This is a genomic window from Streptomyces sp. WMMB 322, assembly GCF_900090145.1.
Lineage (GTDB): Bacteria > Actinomycetota > Actinomycetes > Streptomycetales > Streptomycetaceae > Streptomyces.
On the sequence record NZ_FMHI01000017.1, the window covers coordinates 140768 to 158464 of the forward strand.

Annotated in this window: 17 protein-coding genes and 1 rRNA gene; 3 read left to right on the top strand and 15 right to left on the bottom strand. The window is 70.5% G+C overall.

Annotation, left to right across the window (positions count from 1 at the left end; genetic code table 11):
* Positions 1 to 13: 13 nt before the first annotated feature.
* From H180DRAFT_RS23295 to H180DRAFT_RS23325, 7 genes are all read right to left on the bottom strand, one after another.
* The gene (locus H180DRAFT_RS23295) at positions 14 to 589 is read right to left on the bottom strand and encodes a Uma2 family endonuclease (protein WP_175437813.1); all 576 of its coding nucleotides are present in this window, start codon (positions 587 to 589) and stop codon (positions 14 to 16) included.
* A gap of 155 nt (positions 590 to 744) precedes the next feature.
* The gene (gene hemB / locus H180DRAFT_RS23300) at positions 745 to 1707 is read right to left on the bottom strand and encodes a porphobilinogen synthase (protein WP_055488074.1); all 963 of its coding nucleotides are present in this window, start codon (positions 1705 to 1707) and stop codon (positions 745 to 747) included.
* Positions 1708 to 1793: 86 nt separating this feature from the next.
* Entirely contained in the window at positions 1794 to 3479 is a 1686-nt protein-coding gene (locus H180DRAFT_RS23305; RefSeq protein WP_055488075.1) for a bifunctional uroporphyrinogen-III C-methyltransferase/uroporphyrinogen-III synthase, read from the bottom strand.
* Positions 3476 to 4474, bottom strand: a complete 999-nt coding sequence (hemC, locus tag H180DRAFT_RS23310) for a hydroxymethylbilane synthase (protein ID WP_055488076.1) — start codon at positions 4472 to 4474, stop codon at positions 3476 to 3478. Before hemC ends, H180DRAFT_RS23305 begins: the two co-directional genes overlap by 4 nt.
* Positions 4471 to 6024 (bottom strand): glutamyl-tRNA reductase, encoded by a 1554-nt coding sequence (locus H180DRAFT_RS23315; protein WP_079100341.1) that lies wholly within the window; start codon positions 6022 to 6024, stop codon positions 4471 to 4473. The genes hemC and H180DRAFT_RS23315 overlap by 4 nt, the downstream gene beginning before the upstream one ends.
* Positions 6021 to 6797: a redox-sensing transcriptional repressor Rex gene (locus tag H180DRAFT_RS23320; protein ID WP_055488077.1), complete on the bottom strand. Its 777-nt coding sequence runs from the start codon at positions 6795 to 6797 to the stop codon at positions 6021 to 6023. The genes H180DRAFT_RS23315 and H180DRAFT_RS23320 overlap by 4 nt, the downstream gene beginning before the upstream one ends.
* A gap of 279 nt (positions 6798 to 7076) precedes the next feature.
* Complete coding sequence (locus H180DRAFT_RS23325) at positions 7077 to 7319, bottom strand: glutaredoxin family protein (protein ID WP_055488110.1); 243 nt, start codon at positions 7317 to 7319, stop codon at positions 7077 to 7079.
* A 272-nt stretch (positions 7320 to 7591) separates the two neighbouring features.
* Here H180DRAFT_RS23325 and H180DRAFT_RS23330 point away from each other — a divergent pair, with 272 nt between their 5' ends.
* From H180DRAFT_RS23330 to H180DRAFT_RS23340, 3 genes are all read left to right on the top strand, one after another.
* Complete coding sequence (locus H180DRAFT_RS23330) at positions 7592 to 8575, top strand: HAD family hydrolase (RefSeq protein ID WP_055488078.1); 984 nt, start codon at positions 7592 to 7594, stop codon at positions 8573 to 8575.
* A gap of 365 nt (positions 8576 to 8940) precedes the next feature.
* Complete coding sequence (locus H180DRAFT_RS23335; RefSeq protein WP_055488079.1) at positions 8941 to 9819, top strand: ECF subfamily RNA polymerase sigma factor, BldN family; 879 nt, start codon at positions 8941 to 8943, stop codon at positions 9817 to 9819.
* 262 nt (positions 9820 to 10081) lie between these two features.
* Positions 10082 to 11431, top strand: a complete 1350-nt coding sequence (locus H180DRAFT_RS23340; RefSeq protein WP_055488080.1) for a DUF5667 domain-containing protein — start codon at positions 10082 to 10084, stop codon at positions 11429 to 11431.
* 168 nt (positions 11432 to 11599) lie between these two features.
* Here H180DRAFT_RS23340 and H180DRAFT_RS23345 read toward each other — a convergent pair whose 3' ends face one another.
* From H180DRAFT_RS23345 to rrf, 8 genes are all read right to left on the bottom strand, one after another.
* Positions 11600 to 12661, bottom strand: coding sequence for a lysophospholipid acyltransferase family protein (locus tag H180DRAFT_RS23345; protein ID WP_055488081.1), 1062 nt, complete (start codon positions 12659 to 12661; stop codon positions 11600 to 11602).
* The gene (locus tag H180DRAFT_RS23350; protein WP_055488082.1) at positions 12654 to 13733 is read right to left on the bottom strand and encodes an NAD-dependent epimerase/dehydratase family protein; all 1080 of its coding nucleotides are present in this window, start codon (positions 13731 to 13733) and stop codon (positions 12654 to 12656) included. The genes H180DRAFT_RS23345 and H180DRAFT_RS23350 overlap by 8 nt, the downstream gene beginning before the upstream one ends.
* A 212-nt stretch (positions 13734 to 13945) precedes the next feature.
* Entirely contained in the window at positions 13946 to 14044 is a 99-nt protein-coding gene (locus tag H180DRAFT_RS23355) for a 30S ribosomal protein bS22 (RefSeq protein WP_003948845.1), read from the bottom strand.
* 151 nt (positions 14045 to 14195) lie between these two features.
* Positions 14196 to 14405 (bottom strand): helix-turn-helix domain-containing protein, encoded by a 210-nt coding sequence (locus H180DRAFT_RS23360; RefSeq protein ID WP_158677109.1) that lies wholly within the window; start codon positions 14403 to 14405, stop codon positions 14196 to 14198.
* 129 nt (positions 14406 to 14534) lie between these two features.
* Entirely contained in the window at positions 14535 to 15407 is an 873-nt protein-coding gene (locus tag H180DRAFT_RS23365) for a phosphatase (RefSeq protein WP_079100342.1), read from the bottom strand.
* 78 nt (positions 15408 to 15485) lie between these two features.
* Positions 15486 to 16667, bottom strand: coding sequence for an acetoin utilization protein AcuC (locus H180DRAFT_RS23370; protein WP_055488084.1), 1182 nt, complete (start codon positions 16665 to 16667; stop codon positions 15486 to 15488).
* Between the two features lie 62 nt (positions 16668 to 16729).
* Positions 16730 to 17377, bottom strand: coding sequence for an HAD family hydrolase (locus H180DRAFT_RS23375; protein ID WP_055488085.1), 648 nt, complete (start codon positions 17375 to 17377; stop codon positions 16730 to 16732).
* Between the two features lie 81 nt (positions 17378 to 17458).
* Positions 17459 to 17575 (bottom strand): 5S ribosomal RNA (rrf, locus tag H180DRAFT_RS23380).
* Between the last annotated feature and the right edge of the window lie 122 nt (positions 17576 to 17697).

The window sequence follows — 17697 nt, forward strand, 5'->3', positions numbered from 1 at the left end:
TCGCCGGCCGAGGTCAGGGCCCGTCGGCGTATCTGGGAAGAGAGCCGGTCGACAGCTTGACCTCAAGGCCGTTCAGGACGATCTCGTCGCCGTACTGCTTGTGCAGCGTGCCCTGGTATTCGCCACCGCGTGGCTCTGTGTGGAGCGTCCATGTGCCGTCACGCGGATCGATCACCAGGTATTCGGGAATGCCGGCCTCCGCGTACCAGCGAACCATGTCCTGAGTGTCCTTCGTGCTGTTGCTCCTTGAGACGACCTCCAGCACGAAGACGACGCTGCCCGGCTCAGCGAGCCAGTCGTCCGAGTCGCCGAGGGCCGAATCCCCCACGAGGAGGTCGGGGGTGGCGTAGTCGTCCGGATCGTGGGGCAGTGCGACCGACGCGACCTGGAACGCTTCCATCCCCTCCGGCAGCGCGGACATCAACTGCTCATGGATCACATTGATGACCCGCGCGTGCTTGAAGCGCGGAGTGGGCGACATCATCAGCACTCCCCAGATGATCTCGGCGCGCAGGCCAGTGGCCTCCTCGGCCGCCTCAGCGGCCTGCCGCATCGGGCTGGTGCCGTGTTCGTGTGCGGTGAGCGTCATGAGGAGTCCTCCCATCGCGCGCTGCCTGCCAGTCTACGGAGGACCCGCGTGGGTCCTGCCCGCATTTCACGCGAGAATCGCAGCGTGCTCACCAATGCTCGCACCGGGTCACCACATCGAGTGGCGCGGGGAGTGCGCGAACGAACCGCGGCCCGCTACAGCTTGCCCGCGGCCTCCGTCGCCCAGTAGGTGAGGATGAGGTTCGCGCCCGCGCGCTTGAAGCTCGTCAGTGTCTCCATCATGGCGCGGTCCCGGTCGATCCAGCCGTTCTGCGCGGCCGCCTCGACCATCGCGTACTCGCCGGAGATCTGGTAGACGCCGACGGGGACTTCGGACCGCTCGGCGAAGTCCCGCAGGATGTCCAGGTACGGCAGCCCCGGCTTGACCATCACCATGTCCGCGCCCTCGGCGGCGTCGAGGGACAGCTCCCGCAGCGCCTCGCGGGCGTTCGCAGGGTCCTGCTGGTAGGTGCTGCGGTCGCCCTTGAGCGAGGAGCCGACCGCCTCGCGGAACGGGCCGTAGAACGCGGAGGAGTACTTGGCCGTGTAGGCGAACAGCGCCACGTCCTGGTGGCCCGCCTGGTCGAGGGCGCGGCGTGCGTAACCGATCTGCCCGTCCATCATGCCGCTGGCGCCCAGCACATGGGCGCCGGCCTCGGCCTGGACGCGGGCCATCTCGGCGTACCGCTCCAGCGTCGCGTCGTTGTCCACCCGGCCCTGGGCGTCCAGGACTCCGCAGTGGCCGTGGTCCGTCGTCTCGTCCAGGCACAGGTCGGACATGATCACGATGTCGTCGCCGACCTCCGCCCGTACGTCCCGCAGAGCGACCTGGAGGATGCCCTGGGGGTCGGTTCCGGCGGTGCCGACGGCGTCCTTGTCGGCCTCGTCGGGCACGCCGAAGATCATGATTCCGCCGACGCCGGCCCGTACGGCCTCGGACGCCGCCTTCTTCAGAGTGTCCCGCGTGTGCTGCACGACCCCCGGCATGGACGAGACGGGCACCGGCTCGCGGATGCCGTCGCGCACAAAGACGGGAAGGATCAACTCCGCCGGGTGCAGGCGGTGTTCGGCGACCATGCGGCGCATCGCCGCGGTGGTGCGCAGCCTGCGCGGCCGCACAAACGGGAACCCGCCCGAGGCACTCCCGCTGCCGGAACCTCCGGTGCCGACACCACCGGCACCGGTGCCGCCGGGAACATCAACAGTCACGACGTTCGTGCCCTCCTTCTCGCCGGGCGCTTCTCGCTCGGCCGCTTCACCACGTCACCGGCGGCGACGGCTTCCGCCCGGCGCTCCGCGCCGAAGTCCGCCAGCGCCGCGGCAAGTTTGTGCACCGACGGCTCCGGCGACATCACGTCCACCCGCAGCCCGTGCTCCTCCGCCGTCTTGGCGGTGGCGGGCCCGATACAGGCGATGACGGTGACGTTGTGCGGCTTGCCGGCGATGCCGACGAGGTTCCGCACCGTGGACGACGAGGTGAACAGCACCGCGTCGAAGCCACCGCCCTTGATCGCCTCACGCGTCTCGGCGGGCGGCGGCGAGGCGCGCACCGTGCGGTACGCGGTCACGTCGTCGACCTCCCAGCCCAGCTCGATGAGCCCGGCCACGAGCGTCTCCGTGGCGATGTCGGCCCGCGGAAGGAACACACGGTCGATCGGGTCGAAGACCGGGTCGTAGGGCGGCCAGTCCTCCAGCAGCCCGGCGGCGGACTGCTCACCGCTGGGCATCAGGTCCGGTTTCACACCGAACTCGATCAGTGCCTTGCCCGTCTGCTCGCCCACCGCGGCGACCTTGATCCCCGCGAAGGCCCGCGCGTCCAGCCCGTACTCCTCGAACTTCTCACGCACCGCCTTCACGGCGTTGACGGAGGTGAAGGCGATCCACTCGTACCGCCCGGTGACCAGGCCCTTGACCGCCCGCTCCATCTGCTGCGGCGTGCGCGGCGGCTCCACCGCGATCGTGGGGACCTCGGCCGGCACGGCGCCGTAGCTGCGCAGCTGGTCGGAGAGCGACTCCGCCTGCTCCTTCGTGCGCGGCACCAGCACCTGCCACCCGAAGAGCGGCTTGGACTCGAACCACGCCAGGCGGTGACGTTCCGCCGCGCCGGTGCGCTCGCCGACCACGGCTATGACCGGTTGCCCGCCCTCCGAGGGCGGCAGCACCTTCGCGGACTTGAGGACCTGCCCGATGGTGCCGAGCGTGGCGCTCCACGTGCGCTGACGGGTGGTGGTGCCCTCGGAGGTGACCGTCAGCGGCGTCTCGGGCTTGCGGCCGCCCGCGACGAGGTCACCCGCGACGGAGACGACGGAGCCCAGGCTCGTGGAGACGACGACGGTGGCGTCGCTGGCACCGACCTCGGTCCAGCATCTGTCGTCGGCGGTACGCGCGTCGATGAAGCGGACGTCGGTGCCTTCCGCGTCGCGCAGCGGGATGCCGGCGTACGCGGGCACGCCCACGGCGGTCGCGATGCCGGGCACCACCTCGAACGGAATGCCTTCGCGTGCGCACGCCAGCATCTCGCGCGCCGCGTCGGCGTCCAGGCCCGGATCGCCCGTCACCGCCCGCACGACCCGCTTGCCGGACCGTGCTGCCGCCATGGCAAGATCGGCAGCACCGTTCGCGGGCGCGTCGGCTGACGCCCCGTCAGTTTTCGCGTCCCGCTTCGCCTCGGCTTCCACCCGAAGCGGCGTGTCCACCCCTGCCCGCGCGTGGCCGCGGACCACGTCGTACACCTGCGGATCGGCCACAAGCACGTCGGCATGCGCCAGCGCCTCGACGGCGCGCAGAGTCAGCAGACCCGGGTCCCCGGGCCCGGCACCGAGGAAGGTGACGTGTCCGTGCGCGCCGTAGAGGTGCGGGAATGTCGAGTTATGGGCAGTGGTGGGGCTCAAAGTGCTCGCTCCCCCATCAGACCGGCCGCGCCCTTGGCGAGCATCTCGTCGGCGAGCTCACGACCCATGTTCTCCGGGGTCGCTGCGCCCTCCGCGGACGCCGGTACGGGACCGGTGGTGGACAGCTGCACCAGCGTCTCGCCGTCGATGGTTCCGACGACGCCGCGCAGGCGCATTTCGGTGACAGCCTGCCCGTCGTGCAGCAGGTCGGCGAGCGCTCCCACAGGTGCGCTGCAGCCGGCCTCCAGAGCGGCGAGCAGGGTTCGCTCGGCGGTCACGGCGGCCCGCGTCTGCGGGTCGTCGAGCTCGGCGAGCTGGGTGGCCAGGTGTACGTCGGCCGACGCGCACTCGACGGCGAGGGCCCCCTGGCCGGGAGCGGGCAGCACCACATCGGGGCTGAGCAGTTCGGTCACCTCGTCGAGGCGTCCGGTGCGCTCCATCCCGGCGGCTGCGAGCACCACGGCGTCGAGTTCGCCTGACCGCACATACCCGATGCGCGTGTCGATATTCCCCCGGATCGGCACCGTGTCGATCTCGACACCCAGGCTGCGGGCCCACGCGGCCAGTTGGGACATCCGGCGGGGCGAGCCCGTACCGATGCGGGCGGGCCTGCCCGTGGTGCGCACGCTCGCCGCGAGCTGTTCGAAACCGAGTCCGTCGCGGGCGATCAGCACGTCGCGCGCGTCGGCCCGGCGGGGCACGGCGGCCAGGTTCAGCTCGTCGGGCTGCGTGGTGGGCAGGTCCTTGAGCGAGTGGACGGCGAAGTCGATCCGCCCGTCGAGCAGGGCTTCCCGGAGCGCCGTGACGAAGACGCCGGTGCCGCCGATCTGCGCGAGCTGCTCCCTGCTGACGTCGCCGTACGTCGTGATCTCGACCAGCTCGACCGGGCGCCCGGTCAGCCGTCGGACCTCCTCGGCCACGAGCCCCGACTGGGCCATCGCGAGCTTGCTGCGACGGGTGCCCAGGCGCAGGGCGTTCGCTGGGCTGTTGCTCATGTGCTCACCTCGTCGCGCCCGGCCGTGTTCAGGCCCGGGACTGCTGTTTCGTCGTTCTGTCCGGCCCGCCGCCCCGCGCCGCGGCCTCCCGGGGACTGCTCGGGGGCCGCATCGGGTGCCTGTTCCGGAGACGCCGTGGGCTCGGGGACGCTTGGCGCCCCGGGGCTGCTGACGGCGGCGACCGTCTGCGGGTCGAGGTCGAAGAGCTCGCGCAGGGCGTCCGCGTAGGCCGCGCCGCCCGGTTCACCGGCGAGCTCCTTCACGCGCACGGTCGGCGCGTGCAGGAGCTTGTCCACCACGCGCCGGACGGTCTGCGTGATCTCCGCGCGTTGCTTGTCGTCGAGGCCCTGCAGCCGGCCGTCGAGCCGGGTCATCTCGGAGGAGACGACATCGGCCGCCATGGTGCGCAGCGCGACGACCGTCGGTGTGATCGTCGCCGCGCGCTGCGCGGCTCCGAAGGCGGAGACCTCCTCGCTGACGATCCTCCGCACGGCGTCCACGTCGGCGGCGAGCGGCGCGTCCGCCGCCGCCTCCGCGAGCGATTCGATGTCGACGAGCCGCACCCGCCCGTTGTGGTGCAGAGCGGCGTCGACGTCCCGGGGCATGGCGAGGTCGAGCAGCGCCATGTCGTCGCCGGGGCCGCCCGTGGCGTCCTCCGCGGTGGCCGGTACGGGCCGCCGGTCCAGGGCCTGCTGTACGGCCTCGTCGGTGAGGACGAGACCGGTGGCGCCCGTGCAGGAGACCACGATGTCCGCGCGGGGCAGCTCGGCCGCGAGCCCGTCGATCGGCAGCGCGTGGGCACGCGGCCCGTGCCCGGCGCTGAGCGCGGCGACCGGCGCCGCACCCGCGGCGAGCCCGGCACCGAGCCCGGAGGCCAGCCGCTCGGCGCGGTCCAGGGTCCTGTTGGCGATCACCAGTTCGGCCACACCGGCACGCGCGAGCGTCGTCGCGGCCAGGGACGACATCGATCCGGCCCCGATGACCAGGGCACGCTTGCCGCGCACCCACTCCCCGACGGGCGCGGGCCGTGCGAGCTGTTCGAGGCCGAAGGTGACCAGCGACTGCCCGGCCTTGTCGATGCCCGTCTCGCTGTGGGCGCGCTTGCCCGTGCGCAGCGCCTGCTGGAAGAGGTCGTTCAGCACCCGTCCGGCCGTGTGCTGCTCCTGGGCGACCGCGAGGGCGTCCTTGATCTGGCCGAGGATCTGGCCCTCGCCGACGACCATCGAGTCCAGGCCGCAGGCCACCGAGAAAAGGTGGTGCACGGCCCTGTCCTCGTAGTGCACGTACAGGTGGGGGGTCAGCTCTTCGAGGCCGACGCCGCTGTGCAGCGCCAGGAGCGTCGACAGCTCAGCGACGCCGGCGTGGAACTTGTCCACGTCGGCGTACAGCTCGATGCGGTTGCAGGTGGAGAGCACCGCCGCCTCGGCGGCGGGTTCGGCGCTCACGGTGTCCTGCACCAGCTTGCCGCGCACCTGGGGTGCGAGCACGGCCCGCTCCAGGACGCTCACCGGGGCACTGCGGTGACTCAGACCGACGACCAGCAGACTCATGCGGGCATCACGGCGGGGCGGTCCCCGTCAGATCCCGGCCCGGGACGCTTGGTGACCGCCGCGGCGGGCGGAACCGCCGGCGGGGCGGTCTCCTCCTCCGGCGCTTCCTCGCCCGCCTTGCGCTGCTCGTGGAAGGCGAGGATCTGAAGCTCGATGGAGAGGTCCACCTTCCGTACGTCGACGCCCTCGGGGACGGACAGCACGGTCGGGGCGAAGTTGAGGATGGAGGTGATCCCGGCGGCGACGAGCCTGTCGCACACCTGCTGCGCCGAGCCCGCGGGCGTGGCGATGACGCCGATGGAGACGCCGCTCTCGTCGATGATCTGCTCGAGCTGGTCGGTGTGCTGCACGTCGATTCCCGCGACGGGCTTGCCCGCGAGGGCCGGGTCGGCGTCGATCAGGGCCGCGACGCGGAAGCCGCGGGAGGCGAAGCCTCCGTAGTTGGCGAGGGCGGCGCCGAGGTTGCCGATGCCGACGATGACGACGGGCCAGTCCTGCGTCAGACCCAGCTCGCGCGAGATCTGGTAGACGAGGTACTCCACGTCGTAGCCGACCCCGCGGGTGCCGTAGGAGCCGAGGTACGAGAAGTCCTTGCGCAGCTTGGCCGAATTCACCCCCGCCGCCGCGGCGAGTTCCTCGGAGGAGACCGTGGGCACCGAACGCTCCGAGAGCGCCGTCAGGGCCCGCAGATACAGCGGTAGCCGGGCGACGGTGGCCTCGGGGATCCCTCGGCTCCGGCTCGTCGCCGGTCGGTGGTTTCGGCCAGTTGCCACAGTGCTCCTGCCGTCTGCGCGAAGCGGTGAGCGATGTCGCGCGAGCCGCGCGTTCCGAACGCTCCGTCGCGACAAGGCTATGCCTTTGTGAACGCGTGCACAAAGATGGAGTCCGATTTGTCCGGTCAACGTGACCGGTGCCACATGCAACACCTGCGACACATGTCACTCCTCATCATCCACCGGCCGTGACCGCCGCTCCCTGTACGCGGCCCGACTCCCGCGCCCGGCACGGCGACGGGCCTTCCCGGCGGCCCCGCACGACGAGACCCGCCCCGCTCAGGACCGGCTCTCCAGCGCCTTGCGCAGCCGTTGCGGGTCCACGCGCCAGAAGTCGTGCTGCGCACCGTCCACCAGTACAACCGGGATCTGCTCCCAGTACTTCCGGTACAGCTCCTGGTCGTCCTCGATGCTCTTCTCCTCCCAGGCCGCTCCGGTCTCGGCGCACACCCGCACGATCACGTCCCGTGCGATGTCGCACAGATGGCATCCGGGCTTCCCGATCAGGGTGACAGTCCTCATGCCCGCCATTGTCACGCTTCTCCGGCAGCACACGTCACCTCCCGCGGCTTCACATCCGGCACCGTCCCCACCGGTCGGGCGGACCCCCTGCGCGGTGCACGCAGGGCGGACGGGTCCACCGGCCCACACCGCACCCGTGGCACGAGCCGGAACCGCCGGTCGGGCCCTAACACCTCTGCGCAACCGGTCGGTTCCGAATGTGTCCCGTACGGCCCACAGTTGGACATCCGGACGTAACAGGCGCGCGGCGCCGAGTGGCTATCCTCGTTGTCATGCGCTCCCGCCGCTCCCCCCGTCACGCCTGGTCCTGGATCGCGAGCCGGGCCGGCTCCGCGACCGCGCGCAGCGTGCTCGCAGGCGAGGCCTCGGCCGACGCGGCACGCAAGCAGGAACTGGAGCGGCAGCAGGCGGAGGAGTTCCAGCAGGGCGTCTTCGAGGCGGCGCAGGCGGACGAGGACGAGGAGGACGGGTTCCCCGTCGCCGGAGACGTCCGCGCAGCGGCCTTCTTCGACCTCGACAACACCGTCATGCAGGGCGCCGCGCTCTTCCACTTCGGCCGCGGCCTGTACAAGCGCGACTTCTTCGAGAAGCGCGAACTGGCCCGTTTCGCCTGGCAGCAGGCCTGGTTCAGGCTGGCCGGCAAGGAGGATGCCGGGCACATGGCGGACGTGCGCTCCAGTGCCCTCTCCATCGTCCAGGGGCACAGCGTCTCCGAACTGACCGCCATCGGCGAGGAGATCTACGACGAGTACATGGCCGGCCGCATCTGGCCCGGCACCCGCGCCCTCGCCCAGGCGCACCTCGACGCGGGCCAGAAGGTCTGGCTCGTCACTGCGGCACCCGTGGAGACGGCGACGATCATCGCCCGCCGGCTCGGCCTGACCGGCGCGCTCGGGACCGTCGCGGAATCGGTCGACGGCGTCTACACGGGAAGGCTGGTGGGCGAGCCACTGCACGGCCCCGCCAAGGCGGAAGCGGTACGGGCGCTCGCCGCGGCGGAGGATCTGGAGCTGGAGCGGTGCGCCGCCTACAGCGACTCGTCGAACGACATCCCGATGCTCTCGCTCGTCGGATATCCGTATGCGATCAATCCTGACAGCAGGCTCCGCGAGCACGCACGCGAAATGGGCTGGCGGCTGCGCGACTACAGGACGGGCCGCAAGGCGGCCAAGGTGGGCATTCCGGCCGCCGCAGGCGTCGGAGCGGTGGCGGGCGGCGCGGCCGCGGCCGTGGCGATGCAACGCCGCCGCCGATAAGGCCTCGGCCCCCGCGGCCACGCCCCGACACGCCATACCGGCCGATGGCGCACGGCAGTTGGAGGCCGTGTTTCCCGCTTTCCGCGCACGCTCCCTCCCGCCAGCCGCGCTCTGGACTTCCGGGCACAAGTCGTAACTCGAACGACAAATTGTGCTCAGCAAACGGTCGTTGAGCCGCTCACACTCTGTTCAATAGATGGCACCAACGCGTAACAGATCTGACTGAATCGGCGATTTCAGCAACTACGCGTAGCACTGTCTGTACGAAGCGTTATTCTCCTCAGACGCAATCGGTACCCACACGTCCCTTCCGGGTCGAACGGTCCCGTACTGCACGTGATGGAAGCTCTGCCTCTGGGAGTCCCGTGTACCCACACGTCGGGGTTGACGCCTCGGGCCTGGCTACGCTGCGCAGCACGGTCGTTACGGCACTCGGCCGGCTGCGCGCTCTTGTCCCCCGCGCGTACGCCCCCGCCCTCGCCCTCGCATCAGCCGTGCCCGTCCCCGCCGCGCCCCGCTATGCCATGGCGCACCGCGCCGCCGCCGGCACCGCCCTCGGCGCGGCCGCCGCCCACGCCGCGCCGGCCGTCTCCGCCGCGTCCTCCGGCAGCGTCGGCAGGCGCACCCGCAGCTCCGCCGCGGGCAGTGCGGGCACCTCCAACACCCGGCGCGCCCGTCCCGCCGCCTCGGACACCGACAGCCGCCGGATGATGGACCTCGTCGAGCGGGCGCAGGCCGGGGAGGCGGAGGCCTTCGGCCGCCTCTACGACCAGTACAGCGACACGGTGTACCGGTACATCTACTACCGCGTCGGCGGCCGGGCGACGGCCGAGGACCTCACGAGCGAGACGTTCCTGCGGGCGCTGCGGCGCATCGGCACCTTCACGTGGCAGGGCCGGGACTTCGGCGCGTGGCTCGTCACCATCGCCCGCAATCTGGTCGCCGATCACTTCAAATCGAGCCGCTTCCGGCTCGAGGTCACCACCGGCGAGATGCTCGACGCCAACGAGGTCGAGCGCAGCCCGGAGGATTCGGTCCTCGAGTCGCTCTCCAACGCCGCCCTGCTGGAGGCCGTGCGCAGGCTCAATCCGCAGCAGCAGGAGTGCGTCACGCTCCGCTTCCTCCAGGGCCTTTCCGTCGCCGAGACGGCCCGCGCCATGGGGAAGAACGAGGGCGCCATCAAGACCCTGCAGTACCGGGCGGTCCGCACCCTTGCCCGGCTCCTGCCGCAGGATGCGCGCTGACGCCGACTCGCCCTGCGCCAGGCCGTTTTCACGTGTTTTTCCGTGCTTGCCGTTCACCACAGGGTGACTCCGCGCATGCATGTGGTCACATCATCGTGAGTCCGTAACCCGAGTGGCTTGCCGCTCGTTGTGGGGGTGCAGTCTCCCCGCACCCGTGGCGCGCAAGGGTTCGCTACCACTTCCGAGTGAACATGAACGCTTTGCCCACAGCCTTCCATCCGTGGTGGGGAGTGGACCGTGCTGACGAGAGGAGGTGCCGCCCGTGATCGGGTCCGCAGCCGCGAGCAAGCGGGCCGCCGCCTTCGCCCAAGGCCTGGATGAGCTGGAGCTCGACGAGGCCCGGGCGGACGGCCGGACGGCTGAGGTCGGGAGCCGGGGCGTCACTGCACCCGAGCCCCTGCGCGTTCCCGTTCCCGTGCCCGCACCCGTCGGTCCGTTCAAGACCGGCGACAGTGCCGCGCCCCCCGCGGGCGCTGCGGAGAGCCTGCCCGGGGAAGCCGGGGACACCGGGCCCGAACGGCTGCTGGGCCTGGCGGAGAGGCTCCGCTCGGTGCCCCGGCCGGCGCTGGCTCCCGACGTCAAGACCGTTCAGCGGGCGCAGCTGATCGCCGCCATGGAGGCGGAGTTCGCCTCGCCGGAGGCCCGCGCCCGGCAGGTTCCGCCGCAGCGGGACGGCCGCGGCGCCAGGAAGGGCACCCATCGTGCCCCCGCCACAGGGCCGTTGAGCAAGCTCCGCCCCAACTCCCGTCTGGGCAAGGGGATTGCCGCAGGGGGGCTCGGCGTCGGTGTCGCCGCGTCCGCGCTCGGCGGAGTCGCCGCGGCGAGCAGCGAAGCCCTGCCGGGTGACTCGTTGTACGGCTTCAAGCGGGGCATGGAGGATCTGCGCCTGGACTTCGCCGACGACGAGACGGGCCGCGGCCAGGTGCATCTCGACAACGCATCGGCGAGGCTGCGCGAGGCCCGCCGGCTGATGGAGCGGGCACGAGGCGGTGCAGAGCTGGACGACGAGTCGGTGGGCAAGGTCCGCAGGGCCCTCGCCGCAATGCGCTACGACGCCTCCGAGGGACACCACCTGCTCCGGGCGGCGTACGAGAGGGACGGCAGCATCGCGCCGATGCGTTCGCTCTCGTCCTTCACAACGGGGCACCGGGAGAGCTGGTCGAAGCTCCGGCAGAACCTCCCCCCGCAACTCTCGGCGGTCGGCGACGAGGTGAGCTCCGTCTTCGACGAGATGGATCACGACATCACCCCGATCGCGGGTCTGCTCTCCGGCTCCCGCGAGGAGTCGTCGCGCGAGCAGGGCCAGGGCGGCGAAGGCCGGCACGGTCACGGCCGTACGTCCGCCGGGCCGTCGTCGCCGTCCTCGTCCCGCTCCTACGACGAGGGACACCAGGACGGCCGGAGCGGCGAACCCTCACCGTCCGGTTCGGATTCGCGTGACGGCGAACTCATCGGCGGTGGCGGCCTCCTGGACCCGGACCGGGACGCGGACGGGAATCCGTCGCACCCCGGCTCCGACCGCGATGCGCAGCCCGACCCGCAGGTCACGCTGCCGCCGATCGTCCCCGACGTGCTGCCGGGGCTGAAGAAGCTCTCGGAGAACGGCAAGTAGCGCGTCGGGCGGAGCAGCGGCAGAAGCGGTGCAGGCAACGCCTCTTCGGTGCCCCGGACGGTGAAGTCCGGGACGCGGGAGGGGCGTTGCCCGTCCCACGACCCGCGGTGGGTCACAAACGGCGGCAGGACGTACGCAACTAGGCCCCGCCGTCCCGCGTGGGTACGCCTAGAAGAACACCGACCTCCGCTGCACCAGCAGCTTGTAAAGCGTGTGCTGGATCGTCTCGCGTATCTGGTCGGTGAGGTTGAAGACCAGCATGGGGTCCTCGGCCGAGCCCGCCGGATAGCCGTCCGTCGGGATCGGCTCACCGAACTGGATGGTCCACTTCGTCGGCAGCGGCAGAGCGCCCAGCGGCCCCAGCCAGGGGAACGTCGGCGTCACCGGGAAGTACGGAAAACCCAGCAGCCTGGCGAGCGTCTTGGCGTTGCCCACCATGGGGAATATCTCCTCCGCGCCGACGACCGAGCAGGGCACGATCGGGGCCCCGGCCCGCAGAGCGGTCGACACGAAGCCGCCCCGCCCGAACCGCTGCAGCTTGTAGCGCTCCGAGAACGGCTTGCCCAGCCCCTTGAACCCCTCCGGCATGACGCCGACGACCTCTCCCCGCTCCAGCAGCGCCGCGGCGTCCTGCGAACAGGCCAGCGTGTGCCCCGCCTTGCGCGCCAGGGCGTTGACGACGGGCAGCACGAAGACGAGGTCCGCCGCGAGCAGTCGCAGATGACGGCCCGCCGGATGGTGATCGTGCACGGCGACCTGCATCATCAGACCGTCGAGCGGCAGCGTGCCCGAATGGTTGGAGACGATGAGCGCCGAGCCCTCGGCGGGAATGTTCTCGATCCCCCGCACCTCGACCCTGAAGTACTTCTCGTACAGGGGCCGCAGCAGCGACATCAGCACCTGATCGGTCAGCTCGGGATCGTAGCCGAAGTCGTCGACCTCGTATTCGCCGGTGACCCGCCTGCGGAGGAAGGCCAGCGCCTGCGCGGCCCTGCCCTCCCAGCCGCCCTCCGTGCCGCCGGCCCCGCCGGCGCGTTCCTGGCCGCCGGAGGCCGCACCGGCGTCGGTGCCCGTCCCGGACTCGCCACCGCTGCCGCCCGTGCCCGCCTGCCCGGCGCGCAGATGCCGCTCGCCCCTTGACTCCCCGCGCCCGTCGTGACGCTGGTGCCCGCCCCGCCGCTCGTGCCCGTCGTCCGGAGACCCGAACGGAATGACCTTCGCATCAGCCACGCCGGCCGACCTCCTCGTCCTGCCCTTCAACCTCCGGTGGCTCCAGCATGTCAGCCAGTCTGTCGACCGTACGGGCCAGAGTCTCCGGCGGCAGCAGTCCCGGCCCGCGGCTGCGCGCGAAGGCTGCCAGCGTCTCGCCCGTCGTGAACCGAGGCTCGAAACCGAGGACTTCACGCATCTGGGCCGTACGCACGACGCGTCCGTGCGTCAGCAGCCTCACCTGCTCCGGCGAGAAGTCCGTCGCACCGACCGACTGCAGCAGCGACCTGCCCCAGCGGATCGCCGGAAGCAGCATCGGCACCGTCGGACGCCCGAGCCGCCGCGCGCACTGGGAGAGCAGCAGCGTCCCGTCCCCGGCGATGTTGAACGTTCCGGCGCTGAGCGTCCCGCGCCGGGGCTCGCGGGCCGCCAGGCGCAACACCTCGATGGCGTCGTCCTCGTGGACGAACTGAAGCCGCGGATCGTAGCCGAGCACGGTCGGCAGCACCGGAAGCGCGAAGTACGCAGCGAGGGGCGAATCCACGGACGGGCCCAGCACATGTGCGAACCGCAGCACCGTGACGGACACGTCGGGGCGCCGCCGGGCGAAGCCGCGCACATACGCCTCCACCTCGACCGCGTCCTTCGCGAAGCCGCCGCTGGGCAGCGACTTGGCCGGCATGGACTCGTCGAAGACGGCCGGGTCGCGCGGTGCCCCGCCGTACACGCTCGTCGTCGACTTCACGACGAACCGGCGCACCGACGGAGCCTTCTGGCAGGCACCGAGCAGCTGCATGGTGCCTATGACGTTGACTTCCTTGACCGAGCCGCGACTGCCGACCCCGGGTACCGACGGTGGCGATCCGTGCACATCCATGTGGACGACGGTGTCGACGCCGTACTGCGCCAGCACGCCGGCGATGTCGGGCTGCCGGATGTCCGCCAGGACGAACTCGGCACCGCCCAAGTGGTGCACGGGTTCGGTGATGTCGACGCCGACGACCCGGTCCACGTCGGGCTCCCGCTGGACACGGCGCGCGAAACGGCCACCCAGCTGCCGGGCGACGCCGGTGACCAGTACGACCCTGCCCAAGATCCCTCCCGTGACGACCGCTTGCGGACCGTGCGGCGTGAAGCCGGCCCTCCGCGCGCCCGCAGGCTCCGGTCCCGCGGTTCCGGTTGTCGCCTGTCCGCACACGCCCACGCGAAACGCAGCGCCCCGGCCAAACGAAAACCGCCGCCCCACCGCACCGCACACCTGGTGCGGGCAGCAGAACGGCGGTCACCGACGAACTCGGCGCTCGCTCACTTCTTGTTGCGACGCTGAACTCGCGTGCGCTTCAGGAGCTTGCGGTGCTTCTTCTTCGCCATCCGCTTACGGCGCTTCTTGATTACTGAGCCCACGACAACCCTCGCTCACAAATCATCTCCGTCCGGAACGGAGAGAACTGTCTTCACTCGGCGCGGGGCGTCCGAGCCCACACGACCTACATGAAGGCCCAGCCTACCCGCCGCCGGGCGCGGCCCGTAATCCGAGGGTCGCCGCGCGACACCTTCAGGCCGTTTCCACCCCCACATAGGATTCCTGGAGGTATTCATGGACGGCCTGCTCTGGGACCCGGAAGGACCTGCCCACCCGGATCGCCGGCAGATGACCGCTGTGCACCAGCCGGTACACGGTCATCTTGGACACCCGCATCACCGAGGCGACTTCCGCCACGGTCAGAAAGTTGACCTCGTTGAGAGGTCCCTTGCCAGCAGCCATGTCACACCTGAACCTTCCGCACATGTCGGTCACCGGCTTCCCCTTCCGGCGACTCCCGCTCGCATGCGCGCTCCTCCCCAGATTAGGGGCGGGTGATGCAAGTGGGGAAGAGGAGTAGCGATCGGCCTCCTACTGTGACAGACACGCTCGATTGAGTACATAGTGCGCCAGCGGACGGTAGCTGTCGGAACGCGCAGCGTCATCGACGGGTACCGCGACTGACACCCTCCCCTCGGCCTGGCCCACGAACGGCGCCGGATCATCCGTATCTGCGGGCCCGATGGCCTCAATACCCAACTGACCTGCTGCACAGACCCATCCGTGGTCCCCGATGACCAGACGTGGCAACGGCTCGCCATCCGTCATCGCCGCCGCGAGCACCGTGCGCAGCGGCAGGGGCGAATGCGTGTGCACACCAGGCGCATCACCTCCCGGGCGTACGCCGGGTTCGTGTATCAGTGCAACTCCCCGTGCGTAGCCAAGGGCGAGAGTACGTACGCCGAACCGGGTCGTTATGTCGATACGTCTCCCCATCGCTGATGTGAGGAGAGTGCATCCCGCCGATGACAGAGCTGAGGCCAATGTGGCGTAGAAGCCCAGCAGACGCTGAGGGTGTCCCGTACCCAGGAGCACGGGAAGGCGCCGCTCAGCCGCACTTCGCAGCCGGTCGGCGAACGCGTCCAGCGCGGCAATGGTGCGTTCGGGATCGATGGTGTCGAGGCCCGTGACAGTAGCCGCATCGCCCGAGACACCACAGGTTTCAGCCATGAGTGCGAGCAACTCCGGAACCCGCCACTCACGTTCCGGTTCGAGACCGATCAGTGCCCGCGGGTCACCGGCCGCGAAGAGCCGGTAGCGGCGCAGACTCTTCTCACGGCTGGTCGACGTCGTGCCGGCGAGCCGGGAGGCGAGGAGATGCGCACGGAGTTCGTCCACGCCGGGCGGAACATCGCCCGCTCCGCTCCCCGCAAGTGATCCACCGCTGCCCAGCACATCGTCCATGCTGGCGGCCGGAGCCCCCTGCCGCCCGTTCTCGGGCCCGCGACCACCTGACGAATCCTTGTACGGAGCATCCCGCGGCTACGGCATCAGCCCCCGCGCCGGGAAGACCGCCATCCTCGTCGCCTGCACCGCACGGTCGAGCGCGTCGGCGGGGTCGTAGCCCGTGTCGGACCACACCCGGCACACCGGGTCGCGCCCGTCCGTCATCCGCTGCGGAGCCGCCGGAGTGCCCGTGCGTGCGTACACCAACTCCCGCCAGGACTCCGGAACTTCCGTCTCCGGCGGCACGGGCGCACCCGCGGCGATCGCCACCAGGTGAGTCCACGTGCGCGGTACGACGTCGAACACGGCGTACCCTCCGCCGCCGAGCGCCACCCAGCGCCCGTCCGCGTACTCGTGCGCCCAGCCGTGGAGTGCCTCCGCGGCGAGGCGGTGTGCGTCCACGCTGACGGCCAGATGAGCCAGCGGATCCTCGAAGTGGGTGTCCGCCCCGTGCTGGGTGACGAGCGCCTGTGGCCGGAATTCGGCGAGGAGTTCGGGCACCACGCCGTGCAGGGCGCGCAGCCAGCCCTCGTCGCCGGTGCCGGCCGGAAGCGCCACGTTCACCGCTGTGCCCTCGGCGTCCGGGCCGCCGTTCTCCTCGGGCCAGCCGGTGCCGGGGAACAGCATCCGCGGGTGCTCGTGCAGGGAGATCGTCAGAACGCGCGGGTCGTTCCAGAACGCGTCCTGGACGCCGTCCCCGTGGTGCACGTCCACGTCGACGTACGCGACTCGCTCCGCTCCGTTCTCCAGGAGACGGGCAATGGCCAGCGCCGCGTCGTTGTAGATGCAGAACCCTGCGGCGGACGCGTGCATCGCATGGTGCAGGCCGCCGGAGAAGTTCACGCCGTGCTTCACTTCTCCGCGCCAAACGGCGTCGGCGGCAGCCGTCGACTGGCCGGCGATCAGCGCGGACGCCTCGTGCATCCCGGCGAACGCTGGATCGTCCGGCGTGCCCACCCCGAACTCGCCCGTAGCCGAACCCGGATCGCCGGAGATGCGCCGCACCGCGTCGATGTAGTCCTGTCTGTGCACCAGACGCAGCGTCGAATCCCCGGCCGCCTTCGCGGCGGTCACCTTCAGGTCCTTGTGGGAGTCGAGCCCGAGCGCCTCGACGAGCCGCATCGTCAGCGCCAACCGCACCGGATTCATCGGGTGCCCCGGCCCGAAGTCGTAACCGGTGACCGCCTCGTCCCACATCAACTGTGCGCCGCCACTCATCCCGCCACCGTACCGGCATGGTCCGGGGACGTATCACAGAGGCCGCCCGGAACCGCCCTGCCCTACGAGAGCAGCGCCGGCAGTTCCTCCATGCGGGAGAAGTGGGCGGTTGCGCCGACGAGCTTCTCGCGAGGCGTCATCGACGTGAATCCGTATACGTCCATGCCTGCCGCGAGCGCGGCGCGCACCCCCAACGGGCTGTCCTCGACGACCGCGCACCGGTCGGGCCGCACACCCATCTTCTCCGCGGCGAGCAGGAAGAGGTCCGGCGCAGGCTTGCCCCGGCCCACGTCCTGCGCGCTGAAGATCCGCCCCTCCCCGAAATGCACGGCAAGCCCCGTCCTGCCCAACGCGACCCTGATCCGCTCATGGCTCCCGGAGGAAGCGACGCAGTACGGCACACCGTCCGCGTCCAGTTTCGCGAGCACTTCGTGCACACCGCCGACGGCGCTCAACTCGCGTCGGAAAGCAGCGAACACTCGGCTGTGGAAGGTCTCATCGAAGTCGTCCGGCAGCCGGCGCCCCGACCGCTCGAGCACCAGGTCGTGAATGCGGTGCACGGCCGCACCCATGTAGTCCCGGACCGACTCCTCGAACGTGGTCGGATGCCCCAACTCCGTCAGATACTCGGCGAGTACGCGATTGGAGATCGGCTCGCTGTCCACCAGCACTCCGTCGTTGTCGAAGACGACCACGTCATACCTGCCCATGCGGCAACTGTACGGGCACATGAAGAAGCCCCGTTGGTGTGGTGGCTGTGCCACCCTCCAACGGGGCTTCTCCTACTAAGAGTTCGGCGGTGTCCTACTCTCCCACACGCTCCCGCATGCAGTACCATCGGCGCAGTAAGGCTTAGCTTCCGGGTTCGGAAAGTAACCGGGCGTTTCCCTCACGCTATGACCACCGAAACACACCCCCCACACATGGCGGGGGAAAACTCGTGTGCCAGCGCACTGTTCAATTGAACATACACGAACAACCAGAACGGTTGCTGTTTCAGATACCGCACAGTGGACGCGAGCAAAAAGAA